Consider the following 14877-nt stretch of genomic DNA (forward strand, 5'->3'; position numbering starts at 1 on the left):
AGAGGCTGAACCGCTTCGCGGAACGCCGTCGAGTCGCGCGATCGCCGCTCGGTGATGGATCGCTCAGAGTCAGGTCCCCGACACGAGGGCAGCCGCCCCCACCACACCGGCAACAGCCAGGCGATACCAACCGAAGACCGCCAGGCCGCGCCGCTCGAGATACCGGACCATCCACGCAACGGCAGCGGCGGCCGAGATCAGCGATGCCAAGAAGCCAGCAGCGGGAGCGATGACGCCGAACTGGGAGATGAGCTGCGCGCCGTTGTCCCAGGCTTCATAGGTGGTGGCCGCTCCGAGGGTCACGACACCGAGCAAGAAGCTGAACTCCACTGCCGCGGCCATCGTGTAGCCGAGGATCAGTGCGGCCAGGATCGTGACGAGACTGCGGCTGACGCCCGGCCACATGGCGATCAACTGGATCACCCCGATCGCCGCTCCGTGGGCGACTGTCACATCTTTCAACGATCGCTTCCCCGACCTCGATGCGGTCGGCCACGCGAGCAGGACAACACCACCCACGGCCCAGGCGAGGATCGTGGGCCACAGTCCGAAGAGGTGCTCTTTGATGAGGTCGCCCGCGACCAATCCGACGATGCCGGCGGGGACGAAGCCCATGACGAGAGCGAGCGCCAACCGGCGGTCGGGTTCGTGGCGGGCGCCCGGCTTGAACCCGTGCAGCATGGCAGCGATCCGGGTCCGGTAGAGGACCGCCACCGCCAGGATCGCGCCGGACTGGATGATGATGGCGTAGGCGTCGGCCGAGCGCTCGGCGTCCGCTGAGGTGGTGAGGCCGAGAAGCTCTTGGACCACGGTGAGGTGACCGGTGGAGCTGACGGGAAGGAACTCGGTCAGCCCTTCGATCACACCGAGAAGTAGGGCCTCGGGAATCGAGAGCGCCGTGTCGCCAGCCTCCATCGCGGCCATGCCCGCGAGGAGCAACAGGCCCAGGCCGACCGCCGCGGCGATCAGCCTCGTCGATCGGTGGATCCACTCGATCACAGGACTGTCGGAGGTGCCGATCATCGTTCGAACCCCGAGCGGCACCCGTCGCTCCGGCCGCGGAGCGGCTCGGCCCCACTCACGAGAGGGCTCCCCATCAATGGAGCGCTAGGTACGGGGCGAAGTGGCCGCTGGTATGGAACGCGACAGACAGTGCACTCGCACCCACCAGTGCGATCCCGGCTGCCGCCGCGGCCACAAGCGGATGCGCCTCGGTCGGCGCAACCGCGAGCTGTCGGGCGCGAAACTGGGTCATCTCCGGTGCGCACGATGCCCGCACGTGCAGAGCCACACCTTGGATGTTGGCGGCAAGGCGCCGGCGCCGGGAGATCTCCGAACCCGCAGCGGCCTCATCGGCGGCACGTTCGATGGCCACCCTCATGGCCGCGGCAGTGCGCATGGCGAACGGGAGGAACGGCACCACCGCTTCGAGGGTGAGCGTGAGCACGGTCGCTCGGCGGTCCTTGGCGCGAAGGTGGGCACGCTCGTGATCGATCACGAAGTGCAACATGTCCTCGTCGAGTTGTTGGCGAAGGCCCTCGGAGATCACGATCTGCGAACGCCGTCCGGGAACGTTGTACGCAACTGGGATGGTGGTCGGCAGGACCACCAGGTCGTGCGTGTCGGTCCTGCGGTGCTCGCCGAGCCACCCGTCAGCGCGGGCCGCCTTGTGGGCACTCCTGGCGCGGATCAGCAACGGCGCCGTCCGGCAGATGATCCACACCGACAGCAGCGTCGCCACGATCGATCCGCCGCGACCTCCAGGGGCGAGGTGTCCGGCGGTGGAGGCTGGTGAAGCCAGCAGCAGGTTCACCGCCGCCGAGAGAGCGAGAGCGGCCGCGATGCACACCAATCCCATCGCCACTGCGACGGCGGAGAGTCGGGCGAACCACCGGGGGCTCGCTGCCACCAGCGGCCGAGGGCGGATCCCGGGCAACGCGACCGCGACCAGTCCGCACAGGAGCAGAAGGACGGTCATCGCGATCCTTCGTCGAGGATCTCGCGCACGCGACGACGGCGCCGAGCGTCCATACCGCCGAGGAAGTGGCTCAAGGCCGTCTCCGGGTCATCCGCCGCTTCGAGCAACCTGGTCATCCGCTCCGCGGTCTGCTCTCCTCGGCCCCGCACCGGGTGGTAGGTGAACGCCCTGCCGGATCGTCGACGATCGACGATGCCCTTCTTCCACAGACGACGAAGGATCGTCATGACCGTCGAGTAGACGACAGGCGGCTCCGAGCCGACCCTCTCGAGGACCTGACGGGGTGTCATCCAGCCATCGCCGTCCCACAGGATCGACATGACCTCAGCCTCGAGCTCACCCATCCCTCGTCGACTCGGTCGGTTCGTCACCGCATGTTCTCCCGGTTGTCTCGTGAAACGCAGCGGCACTTCGGTGATCCCGAGTCGTGTCTCGCCACTCCTCCATGATCTCCTCGACCGTCGATTTCGCCACGACCCGCGACGTGCGACACGCTGTACGACATGACGTGCCAGAGAGTACCCGTGGCACCCTCGCCCGGGTTCGTCCGGTTCCTTCCGATCCTCGGCGGCTACGTCATGGCGGTGTTGGCGTCTGCGGTCACCGGCGGGATGGGTGCCGCGGCCAGTGGTGACGCCGATGGTGTTGTCGCGCTCGTCGCAGGTCAGATCGGCTTCTGGTCGATCCTCATCGGTGTGGTCGTGTACGCACGAGCACAGTTCGGCGTATGGGTGGTGGGCTCGACGGCCGCGGAACTTCGATGGACCGATGTCCCGGTCGGCCTCGCCATCGGCGCGTTGACCCAGCTCGTGGCCCTGCCCGCCCTGTACCTCCCGTTCCGTTCGTTGTTCGACCTCAGCGAGATGTCGGCGCCGGCCGATGAGCTGTTGGGCGACCTCGGTGGTGGCGGCCTCATCGTCGTGGGTCTCGGCGTGGTGATCATCGCACCCATCGTCGAGGAGCTCTTCTTTCGCGGATTGCTCCTTCGAACCATGCGCGCACAGTGGGGCACGGCCACAGCGGTCCTCGGGTCATCGATCATCTTCGGCGCGACCCACTTTCAGCCACTGCAGTTCGCCGGCCTGACCCTGGCTGGCCTGATCTTCGCTGGCGCCACCGTCCGCACCGGGCGCCTCGGCTCCGCCATCGCGGTACACGTCGGGTTCAACGCCACGACCTTCGCTGCCCTCGTCCTGCTCTGAACGCACGAGGCAGCCTCAGCGGCCGGCGTGTCACGAGGACCCACGGGGCACCGGCGGAGTTCCGCCGTCGTCGTGATCGTCGGTTCCGGGTCCAGAAGAGGGGCGCCCGGGCGGGTTGCCGACGGGATTCGACCGCGGCGGCACGGGCTGTCGACGTCGATGGCGGACGATCAGAACCACACAGATGAGGATCCACACGGCCGTCAGGGCGAACCCGGCGAGGGCAGCGACGTTGTTCGGGCTGTTCCCGCCGTTGGTGGCGCCTGCAGCGAAGAGCATCATGTGAGGTCCGTTCATGTCGACAGCAGCGATGACCAGTAGTCCCAGAACCGTTGCGCCACCAGGCCCGCGATGATGAGGTACCAGCCGGTCAGCACCACCCCGTGGTATGTCCGTACCAACATCCGGACCCGGGCCGGAACCGGCACGATCCGCTGGTCGGCGTTGTGCAGCGTGGTGTACCAGAACAGCGGGATCATCACGGCCCACACGACCATGCAGTACGGGCACAGGGCGTCGATGCGGTAGAGGCTCTGGAAGATCAGCCAGTGCACGAAGACGACCCCGAAGGTCACGCCCGCCTGGAGTCCGAGCCAGAACCAGCGCCTGAACGACGCTCCTGCGGCCATCGCCATCCCGACGACGACCACTCCCATGAACCCGGCAACGCCGATGATCGGGTTCGGGAAGCCGAACACCTCGGCCTGATCGGTGCGCATGATCGAGCCACAGCTCAATATGGGGTTGATGCTGCAGCTCGGGACGTAGCTGGGGTCTTCGAGCAGGGCGATCGTCTCGATGAGCAGAGTGAAGGCCGCCACCAAGCCCACTGCGCCGGCCACGATCAACAACCAGGTCAGGCGCAGCTCGGACAAGGTGGCGACAGTCGACCCAGACGACCCACCGCGTGCATCCGCCGCACGGTGGAGTTGGTCAGCCACCGATCGCCTGCTCGATCATGGCCTGGAGCTCCTCGAAGCTCTCCACCTCGACCTTCTCGCCATCGAGGAAGAAGGTCGGCGTGCCCGTGACGCCGAGTGCTTGGCCGTCGGCCTTGTCCCGGCGGATCTTCTCGAGCGTGGCGGGATCGTCGTAGACGCCACGGAACTGCTCCATGTCGAGACCGAGATCTTCCGCGAGGCCGAAGAACACGTCTTCTTGTGACTGATCGCTCTCACCCCATTGGGGCTGTGTCTCGAACAGCAGGTCGTACATCTCTTCGAACCGTCCTTGCGCGGCCGCGGCCTCGGCCGCCTGCGCTGCCGCCTCGGAGTTGTTGTGCAGCGGGAAGTTCCGGACCACGAACGTCATGTCGTCCCCGTAGGCAGATCGCAACTGCTCGACCATCGGGTGCGCGGCGCGGCACGCCTCGCACTCGAAGTCGAGGAACTCCACGAACGTGGCGTCGGTGTCGCCCGTGGACAGACGTTGGCTGTCGGCGCGCACTACCTGCGGCCCCGCGGCATCCGGCGCGGTCCCGCCAGGATTGCCCTCGGTGTTGGCGACGATCAGAGCCACCCCAACAGCGGCGACGACCATCACCAACGAGATCTTCACGTTCCTGCTCACGTCTCTCCGATCCGCCAGGCGGACAATGCCCGGCGCCACTAAGTCGTACACTATGTACGAGATGAGATCGCATCAGCATCGGGGCACTTGCGTCTCGCCCGCTCTCGTGACATCTTCACAGATGTGAAGATATCGACGGAGCCTGCTTCGACACTGGACGCGTGTGCGGTCCGTTGTGTCGATCCCGACAAGGTGGCGGCGACTCGCGATGTCCTCTTGGCCGGACATGAGGCAGAAGCCTTGGCCGACTGCTTCAAGCTGCTCGGAGAACCGAACCGTGTGCGCATCCTCTACGCGCTCCTCGAGGCTGGCGAGCTGTGCGTGTGCGACCTTGCTGCAACCGTCGGCGTCTCGGAGACCGCTGTCTCACACGCAATGCGCCTGCTGCGCGGCGCCGGCATCGTCCGCAACCGCCGTGACGGCCGGATGATCTACTACCGCCTCGACGATGCTCACGTCCGAATGCTTCTCGACCTGTCTCGAGAGCATCTCCTGCACGGAACCCCACCCGACGAGAGCGGAGACCGCTGATGGGTGCCGACCACTCCCACAACCATGGTGGCGGCGCGTTGCGGGCCGGTGCTCGGCACCAGAAGCGCCTGGCGATCTCGTTCGTCCTGATCGCCACCTTCTTCGTCGTCGAGGCCGTCGGCGGAGTGCTCACCAACTCTCTCGCCCTCCTCTCCGATGCCGGGCACATGCTCACCGACGCCATCGGGATCGGCATGGCGCTGGCCGCCATCCAGCTCGCCTCCCGCCACGCCGAACGCGCCGCCACCGACCGGGGCATTGGGCAGAACACCTTTGGCCTCTACCGACTCGAGATCCTCGCCGCCTTCGTCAACTCGCTGCTCCTCTTCGGCATTGCCATCTACGTCCTCGTCGAGGCGGCCCAACGGATCACCGGCGAACCCGAGGTGCTCGGCATCCCGATGCTCGTCGTCGCGGGCCTCGGGCTCATCGTGAACCTGGTCGCTTTCGCGCTTCTCCGAGAAGGGTCCAAAGAGAGCCTCAACGTCGAGGGCGCCTACCTCGAGGTCCTCGCCGACACCCTCGGCTCGGTCGGTGTCATCGTCGCAGCCATCGTGCTCGAGGTGTCGGGATGGACCTGGGTCGATCCCGTGGTCGGGGCCGCCATCGGGCTCTGGATCCTGCCCCGCGCCTATCGCCTTGGCGGTCAGGCGGTGCGCATCCTGCTCCAAGCCGCGCCCCCCGATGTCGATCTCGAGGCCATGCGGGCAGAGCTCGGTGCGCTCTCCGGTGTGGTGGATGTCCACGACCTCCACGTCTGGACCCTCACCTCTGAGATGGAGAACGCCTCGGCACACCTCATGGTGAGCGTCGGAACCGACACACACGACGTGCTCGACCAGGCTCGGGAGGTCCTGCAGACCCGGTTCGGCATCGCGCACGCCACCCTCCAGGTCGAGCCCGCCGACCACCAAGGATGCGACGAGCTCCAATGGTGAGCGACCACCGGAGCACGATCATCGTCGACCGCTCCGACGCTGATCGATGTATCTCGGGAGACTGCTGATGAGCGATTCCTGCTGCGCTGGCCCAGCGAGAGAAGCGGGATCCGACTCCCCAAGTGGTTGGCAGGAAGGGTGGCGGACCATCGCCGCTGGCACCGCGGCGACCGCATGGCTGGTCGGGATCGTGGCCGGCATCTCCGATGCGGACACTGCCGCCGATGTGGCGTTCGTGGTCGCGGTCGTGGCGGGCGGGTTGACGTTCGTCCCATCGTCGCTCAGGGCGCTGCGCGGTGGGCGTGTCGGTGTCGGCCTCTTGATGACCATCGCCGGCGCCGGAGCGCTCGTCTTGGGTCAACTCGGTGAGGCGGCGGCATTGGCGTTCCTTTTCTCGGTGTCCGAAGCGCTCGAGGACTGGGCGGTGACGAGGGCCCGACGTGGTCTGCGCGCGGTGCTGGAGCTCGTCCCCGAGACCACGCTGGTGCGGCGCGACGGCGTAGTCGCCGAAGTCGCCACCGACGACGTTCGCACTGGTGAGGTGATCGTGCTGCGTGCCGGAGCGCGCTTGGTGACCGACGGCCTCGTCTCAGAGGGCCAGTCGGTCCTCGACGTGTCGGCCGTGACCGGCGAGTCGATCCCCGTCGAATGCACCGCTGGCGACCGGGTCGTCGCAGGGAGCATCAACGGCGGTGGGCAGCTCGACATCATCGCGACGGCCGCCCCCGCCGACAGCACCCTCGCCCGCATCGTTCACACGGTGGAGGAGGCCCAGGAGCACAAGAGCAACGCACAGCGCCTCGCCGACCGGGTAGCGCGGCCGTTGGTACCGGGGATCATGGTCCTCGCTGCCGCCATCGCGTTCGTGGGGTCCGTCGTCGGCGACCCAGATGTGTGGATCGAACGGGCGCTGGTGGTCCTCGTCGCCGCCGCACCGTGCGCGTTGGCGATCTCTGTTCCGGTCACCACCTTCGCGGCGATCGGCGCCGCCACCCGGACCGGCACGGTCATCAAGGGCGGCGCCGCCCTCGAAGCTCTCGCCCGAGTACGGGTCGTCGCCTTCGACAAGACCGGAACCCTCACCCGCAACCGGCCGGTGGTGGTCGACGTGGCGACCAACGGCACCAGCCGCGACACCGTGCTCGGCCTCGCCGCCGCCCTCGAAGCCAACAGCGATCATCCCCTCGCCGCGGCGATCACCGCCGCTGGGCACCCGACCGGACCCGCATCAGATGTCCAGACGATCGCCGGCGCGGGCATCACCGGCCAGGTCGGTGACCACGACGTTCGTCTCGGCAGTCCCCGCTTCGTCCCCGGCGGCCCCCTCGACACCGAGGTCGCCCGAATGATGGAGTCCGGAGCCACCGTCGTCATCGTCGAGCGCGACCGGACACCCATCGGCGCGATCGCGGTGCGCGACGAGCTCCGCCCCGAAGTTCCCACCATCATCGAGTCGCTGCACCGCCTCGGCATCCACACGACGATGCTCACCGGCGACCACCGCGCCACCGCCGTCGCCATCGCTCGCGCCGCAGGGATCGACGACGTGCGCGCCGAGCTGCTTCCCGATGACAAGCAGACGGCGATCACCGAGCTGCGGAGCAGGGCGGCGGTGGCGATGGTCGGCGACGGCATCAACGATGCCCCGGCTCTCGCCACCGCCGATGTCGGGATCGCCATGGGCGCCCTCGGCTCCGATGTGGCGGTCGAAGCCGCCGATATCGCCATCATGGGCGACCAGCTCACCCACCTGCCCGCGCTGGTCGGCCACGCTCGGCGAACACGACGGATCATGGTCCAGAACCTGGTCCTGTCGGGTTTGATCATCGCCGCCCTCGTCCCCATCGCCGCCGTCGGCATGCTCGGCCTCGGCACGGTGGTGGCCGTCCACGAAGGCGCCGAGATCCTCGTCATCGCCAACGCCATGCGGGCGCGGTCCAACCCCGAGCGGCCTGCCGCTCGACCGATCCGAAACCGCGACCAGTCGGAACTCGCCCATGCCCACGCGTAGAGGCTCTCGATGGACCACACCCGTCGAGATCGCCGACCTCATCGACGACGAGCTCACCGCTGCGAGGTCAGCGGACGATCCGTGGCCAACGCTCGAACGGGTGCACCAGTTGTCCCAACCGTGGGCGTGGCCGCACGTCCGGGTCCATGCCGCCATGTTGGCGGTCGCCCTCCGCCAACGTGACCGCCGAGAGGCCGTCGGCCAAGTCGTCCGTCGCGCCGCCGCGGGACCTGGCTCCCTCGTCGGCCGCTACCCCACCCGCAACACCGGGCGCACCGCGATGGGTCTCACCGATACCGCAGAGCTCCCCGACGAGGTCGCGACCGTGCTCCGACGCCACCTCCTCATCCCATGAGCGAGCCCGTCACCTCGGCCCGGTACGTCGATGCGACGCCGCCACGTCGGCGAACGGCGCTCATCGCCTCGAGTGTCGTCGGCATGGTGATGGTGGCGTTCGTCGTCATGCTCGCTCTCAGCGATGGCGGACCCGATGAGGACCGCAGCCCCCTCCTCGGACGCGCCGCTCCCGCTGTTGCGGGCCGAACGCTCGACGGCGGCACCTTCGACATCGACGACGAACGGGGGCGCTGGGTCCTCGTCAACTTCTTCGCCACATGGTGCGCGCCCTGCCGCGTGGAACATCCTGAGCTCGTCGCGTTCTACGAGGCTCATGCCGAGGCAGGCGATGTCGAGGTCGTCAGCGTGGCCTTTCAGAACGATCTTCCCGACATCGAGGCGTTCTTCGCCGAAAACGGCGGCGAGTGGCCGGTGCTCGCCGAAGATGTGAGCTCGCTCGCGGTGGACTGGGGGGTGAGGGCGCTCCCGGAGTCGTTCCTCGTCTCGCCGCAGGGCATCGTGGTCCACAAGTTCGTCGGCGGGGTCACGATGTCCGACCTCGAGTCGATCCTGGCCCAGGCCCGCGGGCTGCCGCCCGCACCGGCCGAACCCGACACCGAACCGGCCGGGACCGAGACCGACGAGGCGACCGACGACGAGACCGAACACCTGGGGGAGTAGCGGCGCTGAGCGTCTCAGCGGGGCGGATCGTCGTCGAACGGCCCCTCCCCGGGTGGAGTGTCAGGGCCCTTCTGGTGCGTGCAGCTGTTGGTAGAGGTCGCGGCCGTAGGTGTGCTTGAGGTCCTCGGCGAACCCCTGGTTGTCGAGGAGGGCCTTGAAGATCTCGGCGTTGGTGTCCATCCGGCCGAGCACGACGTTCATGAACTTCGTGGCGAACACGATCATGAAGTTCTCGAACGTGTTTGCCTTCGCCGCGGCGACGAGCTCGGGGTCGCTTGACCAGTCGCCCTTGAACTGCTCGAAGAGCAGGGCGTCGGTGATCGAGAGTTGGAAGCCGTACTTCTCGTTGAGCCGACCCACGATGGCGGAGAGCCGCTCGGTCTGCGGGTCACCGGCGGGACCGGCTCCCTCTCCGGGGAAGGCGTCGAGCGGACCGGTGGCGTTGTCGGCGCTGGCGGCGTCGACGGTGCCTCGAGCCTCGATGCGGAGGTGGGTGAGCTCCACTTCGGAGCCGAGGTCGATCCCGGCGGCGCCGCTCCGAGCTGGCAGGTCGGCCAGTAGTGAGCGGGCGAACACGTAGAGCTTCTCGAGGTCGGTGTCGGTCCAGTCGACGATCTGGGAGAGGAACGCGTAGGCCCGGCCATACGCCTGGAGGTCGCTGCGGAACTGGTCTTGATCGCTCTCGTCGAGTTCGTCTGTGAAGCGCTGCCGCGGCCCCGCGAGCGCGGCGTAGAGGGCGCCGTTGCGCGGCGGCGTCGTTGACGCCGTCGCCGACGTACACCACTCGATGCCCGTCGACGCCGAGTCGGCGGATGGCGTCGGCCTTGCCGTCCGGCAGGAGGTCGTAAGCGTGGTGGTCGATGCCGACGGCAGTCGCGACCCGGCTGGCGCTGGTGATGCGGTCGCCGGTGAGGAGCCAGGTCTCACGCACCCCTCCATCGACGAGACACGCGACGGTGCAACTGGCTTCGACGCGGATCTCGTCGTCAAGCGTGAGTCGGGCGCGGAGCGTGCCGTCGACCTCGATGCCGACGACGGTGTTGGCGTCGCCGGAATCGAGGTCACCGAGGAGTGCCGCGCCTCCGACCCGGACCCGTCGGCTGTCCACAGTGGCCTGTACGCCGCGCGAGGGAATCAACTCGACGTCGGTCGCTTCGGCGAGCGCAATGCCTCGTTCGGTGGCGGCGGTGACGATGGCCTGGCCGATGGGGTGTTCACTCCAGCGTTCAGCCGCCGCTGCGAGGCCGAGCAACGTGTCCTCGTCGAGTTGGTCGGCTGTGCCGGAGCGGCCGGAAACGAGGGCGATGTCGACCACCTGGGGGGAGCCGATGGTGATGGTGCCGGTCTTGTCGAACGCGGCGAGGTCGACGGCGGCCAACCGTTCGAGGACCGCGCCGCCACGGATGAGGACGCCGTGTCGGGCGGCGGCGGCGAGCGCGGAGAGCGTGGTGGGCATGGTGGCGAGCACCACGGCGCAAGGGGATGCCACGACGAGGAAGGTCATGATCCGCATCACCGTGTCCTCGGTGGTCCACCCCCACCACCACGGCCCCACGACGACGAGGAGCACGGCGGTCGCGACGACACCGATCGAGTAGCGCTGCTCGAATCGCTCGATGAACAGTTGTGTGGGCGGCTGCTGTTCGATGGCCTCGTCCACTGCGGCGGCAAGGCGCGCCAAGGTGCTGTCGGCGGTCACCTCGGTCGCCTCCACGACCAGGGCACCTTCGGTGACCGTCGCCCCGGCGAAGACCGTCCGGCCCGCAACCTTGCGAACCGGGAGCGGTTCGTCCGTGAGCGAGGACTCGTCGACAGCTGCCTCCCCGTCAACCACGACCCCGTCGCTCGGAATGCGGGCACCTGGTCGGACGAGGACCCGGTCGCCGACCAGCAGGTCGTCAGGCGCGACGTGAGTCGTCCCGCCATCCGCTTCGAGTCGCTCAGCCGACTCGGGGGCGTCGACCAGCAGAGCCCGCACGCCCGCTGCAGTGCGCTCGGTCGCCGCCTCTTCGAGTGCCCCGGTGGTCGCGAAGATGAAGATCAGCAACGAACCATCTCGCCACTGACCGAGCATCGCTGCCGCGACCGCGGCCACGACCATCAACAGGTCGACATCGAGACGCCTAGCCACGATCTTTCACAGCGGGCCTGAGTCGGCTCGCGAAAAGCCCTCCTGACCTGGGATGATGTGGGTCGTCGAACACACATCAGAACCCCAGAATCAAGAGGGCTTTCATCGTGGAATCTACCAGGCTCGCTTCGCCGCGGACCGTGACCGGCAACGCGGAGGTGCTCGTGTCCCGGGGCGGGCTTGTGTGGCTCGCCGAGACCGCTGATCTGTGCGGGCTGACCGCCGGGCTCGACGACGCGTTCGCCGGGCTCCCGCGTCGTGTTCATCGGCCGGGCCGCACCATGGGCCAGATGGTGTTGGCGCTTGCCGATGGCGCCACGGCGTTGTCGGACATCGCGGTGTTGCGCAACCAGCCCGCGATCGCCGGGAAGGTGCCGTCGGACCCGACGGTGTGGCGCACGTTCAACGCCGTCGGCCCGACGGAGCTTCGCGGACTCGCTCGTTCCCGCGCCGTGGCCCGCGAGCGGGCGTGGGCGGCCGGCGCCGGCCCTGACGGCGAGGATCTGGTGATCGACATCGACGCCACGATCGTGACGACCAAGGCGGACAAGCAGGACGCGGCGCCGACCTACAAGCGCACCTACGGGCACCACCCCTTGTTGGCGATGGCCGGTGACTGCGACGAGGTCCTCGCCGGGATGATGCGGCCCGGCAACGCCGGCGCCAACACCGCGGTCGACCACATCGTCGTGCTGGAACACGCGATCGCCGCGCTCCCGCCCGAGTGGCGCGTCGGGCACCGCCGCGGTGACCACCGCGACGACGCGGCCAAAGAACTGGTCGTGCGAGCTGATTCTGCAGGCGCGTCGCACTGGCTCGCCGAGGACTGCCGGGCCCGCAACATCGGCTTCTCGATCGGCTACCAGATCGACGAACGCGTCCGCGACGGCCTCTTGTTCATCGACGACAACACCTGGCAACCAGCGACCGACGGCCACGGCGCACTGCGTCCCGGCGCCGAGGTCGTCGAACTCACCGACCACGTGAACCTCGCCGCATGGCCGACCGGGACCCGCCTCATCGTGCGCCGCGAGACCCCACACCCCGGCGCGCAGCTCACCCTGTTCGACACCATCGAAGGCAAGCGCCACACCGCGTTCATCACCGACGACACCGACGACGACATCGCCAGCCTCGAGCTGTTCCAACGCCGCCGCGCCCGCGCCGAGAACGTCATCCGCGACACCAAAGCCTGCGGGCTCGCGAATGTCCCGCTTCAGGAATCTGGCTCAGTTTCGGGGTGGGGAAAGTTGGGTGGGGTGGTCAGGTAGACGTCTCGGGGGAGGCGCCAGTCGAGGGCCTCGTGGGGTCGGCGGGTGTTGAAGATCTGGCGTTGGTGCTCGACATGGCGGGCGAGGTCGATGCCGTCATCGATGTCGTGGCGGTAGAGCTGTTCGTACTTCAGGGTGCCGAACCCGCGCTCGCGCACGCCGTTGGTGCCGGGTGATCGGTGACGGGTCCGGACATGGGTCAGCTCGGGTCTGGACGCGATGAACCGGGCGAACGCGGCGGAGCGGAAGGCGGGGCCGTTGTCGGTGACGACCACGACGGGGTGGATCTCGCCGGTGAGCGGGTCGCAGATGTCCTCGATGAGTGGCCGGCCGAGGAGCTCTTCGGCTTCGGCGATCGCGGCTTTGACCGCTTCGATGGCGTCGTGGCGCATCTGGGTGGGTGAGATCCACCGGTCGAACTCGTACTTGGCGACGTAGTCGGCGCATCCGGCGATCTGCCAGCGGCCATCGCGGGTGGTCTCGAACTCAGAGAAGTCGAGCTGCCACACCTGGTTGCGGTGAGTGGGCGGGTCGACGAACGCCGCCCGCCGGGCCTTCGCGAGCTCGCGACGTTCTCGCTGGTAGCCCGCCGGTTGCAGCAGGTCGCGTCGTGCCATGGCCCGACGCACCGAGCTCTGCGACACCGGCTGGTCGGGATGGTCGAGGTTGTGCAACGCCCAGATCTTGCGGTGCCCCCACGCGGGGAACTCCGCAGCGAGCTTCGCCACGGTCGGCTCGATCCGCTCCACCGTCGGCGCCGGCCATGGGCCCTTCGGAGGCTCCCCGGCCATCCAGCGGGCTCGTTGACGGGTGTAGGTGCGGCGCGGGACCTCGATCAGCTCAGCGAACCGCGAGATGCTCATGCCGGCGTCGGTCCGGATCATCTCGAGGTCCTCGATGGGGGGAGCAGCTCAGCTGAACGCTTCCACACACGCAGCTCCACATGGGCTTCGCCGAGCGCCGCCTTCACCTCCTCCAGCTCGGCGAGCAGCGCCCGCTCCCGGCTGTTCGGGCCGGGCTTGCCGCCCTCGGCGACCCCTTGGCGGCCGGCCTCGATGAACTGGCGTTTCCAGTTCGACACGGACTGCTCGGAAACCTTCGCTTTGCGGGCAGCGTCGGCGACGCTCAACTCGCCGGCGAGGACCGACAGCACCAGCCGGGTCTTCTCCTCCGGCGGCAACGCACTCGGACGGGGCATCAAGAACCTCCAGGGTCAGATCAAGCTACGACCTGAGCCGGATTTCCTGAAGCGGGACAGGTGGTCCCATCACTGGCGAACGGGTGGTCCCATCACTGGCGACGAGATGGCCCCATCCCATTGGCGAAACTCACACCCAGGTGGTCCCACCCCACTGGCGGGCGACAGAGAAGGGTCTCTACTCCCAAGGGGGACTCGCGGCTACTCCAGGCACGAGCAACCACGGATGGGGTCTCTCGGTCGACCTCGACCTGAACCCCGCGTCCGAGGCTTGGATGAAGGCGAACGCCCCACGCTTCGGCTTCGTGGAGGACGTGCCGCGAGAACCGTGGCACTGGACCTACCGACCAGCCCAGTAGCTGGCACCCCGTCCGCCGTCGTTCGACTCGGCGGTCGCCCGGTCGGCCACATGAGTCGTCGACGCACCGACGACACCGATCCCCTGAACGACGAAGGCCCAGATCGCGGCCGCATGGCGGCCCGCTGTGCGGGACCGCGCCCGACAACGTCAGGCTCCCGGTACAACCTCCAGGGCGCTGCCATCCGCAAGGGTCATCTCATCTGCGATCGCGCTTCTCTTTCGAGGTCCGTGGGCACGCCTCCCGAGCCAAGACGATGTGTCGTACGGTCCTCTGATCGGCTGCGACCTCGTGATGTCAGCGACCACCGACCATGTCCCGCATCCGACAGAAGTGTGCTTCGAGTTCGGCGACGAACACGGGATCGGTGAGGGCCTGCTCGAGCTGGGTGTCGTGCCACATGGGGTTGGCTTCGTCGCGCGACATTCCTTGTGTCATCGTGAAGGCGGCGTGGAGCTCGTCCTCGGTGTAACGGCTGGTCGCCTCCGCGGGACAGGCGATGTCGGCTGGTTCCTCCTCGACGAAGAAGACGTCATAGACGATCAGACCAGCGATGAACGCCACGATGATTGCTATGAGGGTGTAGAGAGTCTTGGTCACGGGGCTCCTCTCGTATGCGCTGGTCGACGTCCGGGTCTGCCGCGGGTTCGGTTGACGGTGGTTGTGACTGAT

Annotated in this window: 17 protein-coding genes and 1 pseudogene; 8 read left to right on the plus strand and 10 right to left on the minus strand. The window is 67.9% G+C overall.

Features of this window, described 5'->3' with window-relative positions; all coding sequences use genetic code 11:
- Positions 1-69 precede the first annotated feature (69 nt).
- From GH723_RS14680 to GH723_RS14690, 3 genes are all read right to left on the minus strand, one after another.
- A complete protein-coding gene (locus tag GH723_RS14680) occupies positions 70-1023 on the minus strand; it encodes an undecaprenyl-diphosphate phosphatase (RefSeq protein ID WP_153760352.1) in 954 nt (317 codons plus the stop codon).
- Positions 1024-1096: 73 nt separating this feature from the next.
- Complete coding sequence (locus GH723_RS14685; protein ID WP_153760353.1) at positions 1097-1978, minus strand: M56 family metallopeptidase; 882 nt, start codon at positions 1976-1978, stop codon at positions 1097-1099.
- The gene (locus tag GH723_RS14690) at positions 1975-2322 is read right to left on the minus strand and encodes a BlaI/MecI/CopY family transcriptional regulator (protein ID WP_267471350.1); all 348 of its coding nucleotides are present in this window, start codon (positions 2320-2322) and stop codon (positions 1975-1977) included. The genes GH723_RS14685 and GH723_RS14690 overlap by 4 nt, the downstream gene beginning before the upstream one ends.
- Positions 2323-2589: 267 nt before the next feature.
- Between GH723_RS14690 and GH723_RS14695 the strand changes: the two genes are divergently transcribed.
- On the plus strand, positions 2590-3180 hold the full coding sequence (locus GH723_RS14695; protein WP_195210334.1) for a CPBP family intramembrane glutamic endopeptidase: 591 nt from the start codon (positions 2590-2592) through the stop codon (positions 3178-3180).
- Between the two features lie 293 nt (positions 3181-3473).
- Here GH723_RS14695 and GH723_RS14700 read toward each other — a convergent pair whose 3' ends face one another.
- Positions 3474-4055, minus strand: a complete 582-nt coding sequence (locus GH723_RS14700; RefSeq protein WP_195210335.1) for a vitamin K epoxide reductase family protein — start codon at positions 4053-4055, stop codon at positions 3474-3476.
- Positions 4056-4113: 58 nt separating this feature from the next.
- Positions 4114-4737, minus strand: coding sequence for a DsbA family protein (locus GH723_RS14705; protein ID WP_229022853.1), 624 nt, complete (start codon positions 4735-4737; stop codon positions 4114-4116).
- A 135-nt stretch (positions 4738-4872) separates the two neighbouring features.
- Between GH723_RS14705 and GH723_RS14710 the strand changes: the two genes are divergently transcribed.
- The 5 genes from GH723_RS14710 to GH723_RS14730 all read left to right on the plus strand — a co-directional run bounded on the left by GH723_RS14710 (position 4873) and on the right by GH723_RS14730 (position 9246).
- The gene (locus tag GH723_RS14710) at positions 4873-5280 is read left to right on the plus strand and encodes an ArsR/SmtB family transcription factor (protein WP_229022854.1); all 408 of its coding nucleotides are present in this window, start codon (positions 4873-4875) and stop codon (positions 5278-5280) included.
- A complete protein-coding gene (locus GH723_RS14715) occupies positions 5280-6218 on the plus strand; it encodes a cation diffusion facilitator family transporter (protein WP_153760357.1) in 939 nt (312 codons plus the stop codon). Before GH723_RS14710 ends, GH723_RS14715 begins: the two co-directional genes overlap by 1 nt.
- A gap of 190 nt (positions 6219-6408) precedes the next feature.
- The gene (locus GH723_RS14720) at positions 6409-8229 is read left to right on the plus strand and encodes a heavy metal translocating P-type ATPase (protein WP_229022855.1); all 1821 of its coding nucleotides are present in this window, start codon (positions 6409-6411) and stop codon (positions 8227-8229) included.
- A complete protein-coding gene (locus tag GH723_RS14725) occupies positions 8216-8584 on the plus strand; it encodes a DUF3703 domain-containing protein (RefSeq protein ID WP_153760359.1) in 369 nt (122 codons plus the stop codon). Before GH723_RS14720 ends, GH723_RS14725 begins: the two co-directional genes overlap by 14 nt.
- Positions 8581-9246, plus strand: a complete 666-nt coding sequence (locus GH723_RS14730) for a TlpA disulfide reductase family protein (RefSeq protein WP_153760360.1) — start codon at positions 8581-8583, stop codon at positions 9244-9246. Before GH723_RS14725 ends, GH723_RS14730 begins: the two co-directional genes overlap by 4 nt.
- A 60-nt stretch (positions 9247-9306) precedes the next feature.
- Here GH723_RS14730 and GH723_RS18915 read toward each other — a convergent pair whose 3' ends face one another.
- Together GH723_RS18915 and GH723_RS19260 are read right to left on the minus strand one after the other, a co-directional pair.
- On the minus strand, positions 9307-9822 hold the full coding sequence (locus tag GH723_RS18915; protein WP_229022856.1) for a hypothetical protein: 516 nt from the start codon (positions 9820-9822) through the stop codon (positions 9307-9309).
- 229 nt (positions 9823-10051) lie between these two features.
- Positions 10052-11347: pseudogene (locus GH723_RS19260) on the minus strand (heavy metal translocating P-type ATPase); the annotation flags it as partial.
- A gap of 194 nt (positions 11348-11541) precedes the next feature.
- On the opposite strand from GH723_RS19260, the gene GH723_RS14745 reads away from it, so the two are divergent.
- Positions 11542-12648: an IS1380 family transposase gene (locus tag GH723_RS14745; RefSeq protein WP_324248603.1), complete on the plus strand. Its 1107-nt coding sequence runs from the start codon at positions 11542-11544 to the stop codon at positions 12646-12648.
- Here GH723_RS14745 and GH723_RS14750 read toward each other — a convergent pair.
- Both GH723_RS14750 and GH723_RS14755 read right to left on the minus strand, forming a co-directional pair.
- Complete coding sequence (locus GH723_RS14750) at positions 12594-13532, minus strand: integrase core domain-containing protein (protein ID WP_153760364.1); 939 nt, start codon at positions 13530-13532, stop codon at positions 12594-12596. The genes GH723_RS14745 and GH723_RS14750 overlap by 55 nt on opposite strands.
- Positions 13529-13846: a helix-turn-helix domain-containing protein gene (locus GH723_RS14755; protein WP_153760365.1), complete on the minus strand. Its 318-nt coding sequence runs from the start codon at positions 13844-13846 to the stop codon at positions 13529-13531. The genes GH723_RS14750 and GH723_RS14755 overlap by 4 nt, the downstream gene beginning before the upstream one ends.
- 140 nt (positions 13847-13986) lie before the next feature.
- Here GH723_RS14755 and GH723_RS19265 point away from each other — a divergent pair, with 140 nt between their 5' ends.
- On the plus strand, positions 13987-14205 hold the full coding sequence (locus tag GH723_RS19265; protein ID WP_407650225.1) for a D-alanyl-D-alanine carboxypeptidase family protein: 219 nt from the start codon (positions 13987-13989) through the stop codon (positions 14203-14205).
- A 297-nt stretch (positions 14206-14502) separates the two neighbouring features.
- Here the strand turns inward: GH723_RS19265 and GH723_RS14765 are convergent, their stop codons facing one another.
- The gene (locus GH723_RS14765; protein ID WP_153760366.1) at positions 14503-14805 is read right to left on the minus strand and encodes a hypothetical protein; all 303 of its coding nucleotides are present in this window, start codon (positions 14803-14805) and stop codon (positions 14503-14505) included.
- Between the last annotated feature and the right edge of the window lie 72 nt (positions 14806-14877).

The organism is Actinomarinicola tropica, from assembly GCF_009650215.1.
Lineage (GTDB): Bacteria > Actinomycetota > Acidimicrobiia > Acidimicrobiales > SKKL01 > Actinomarinicola > Actinomarinicola tropica.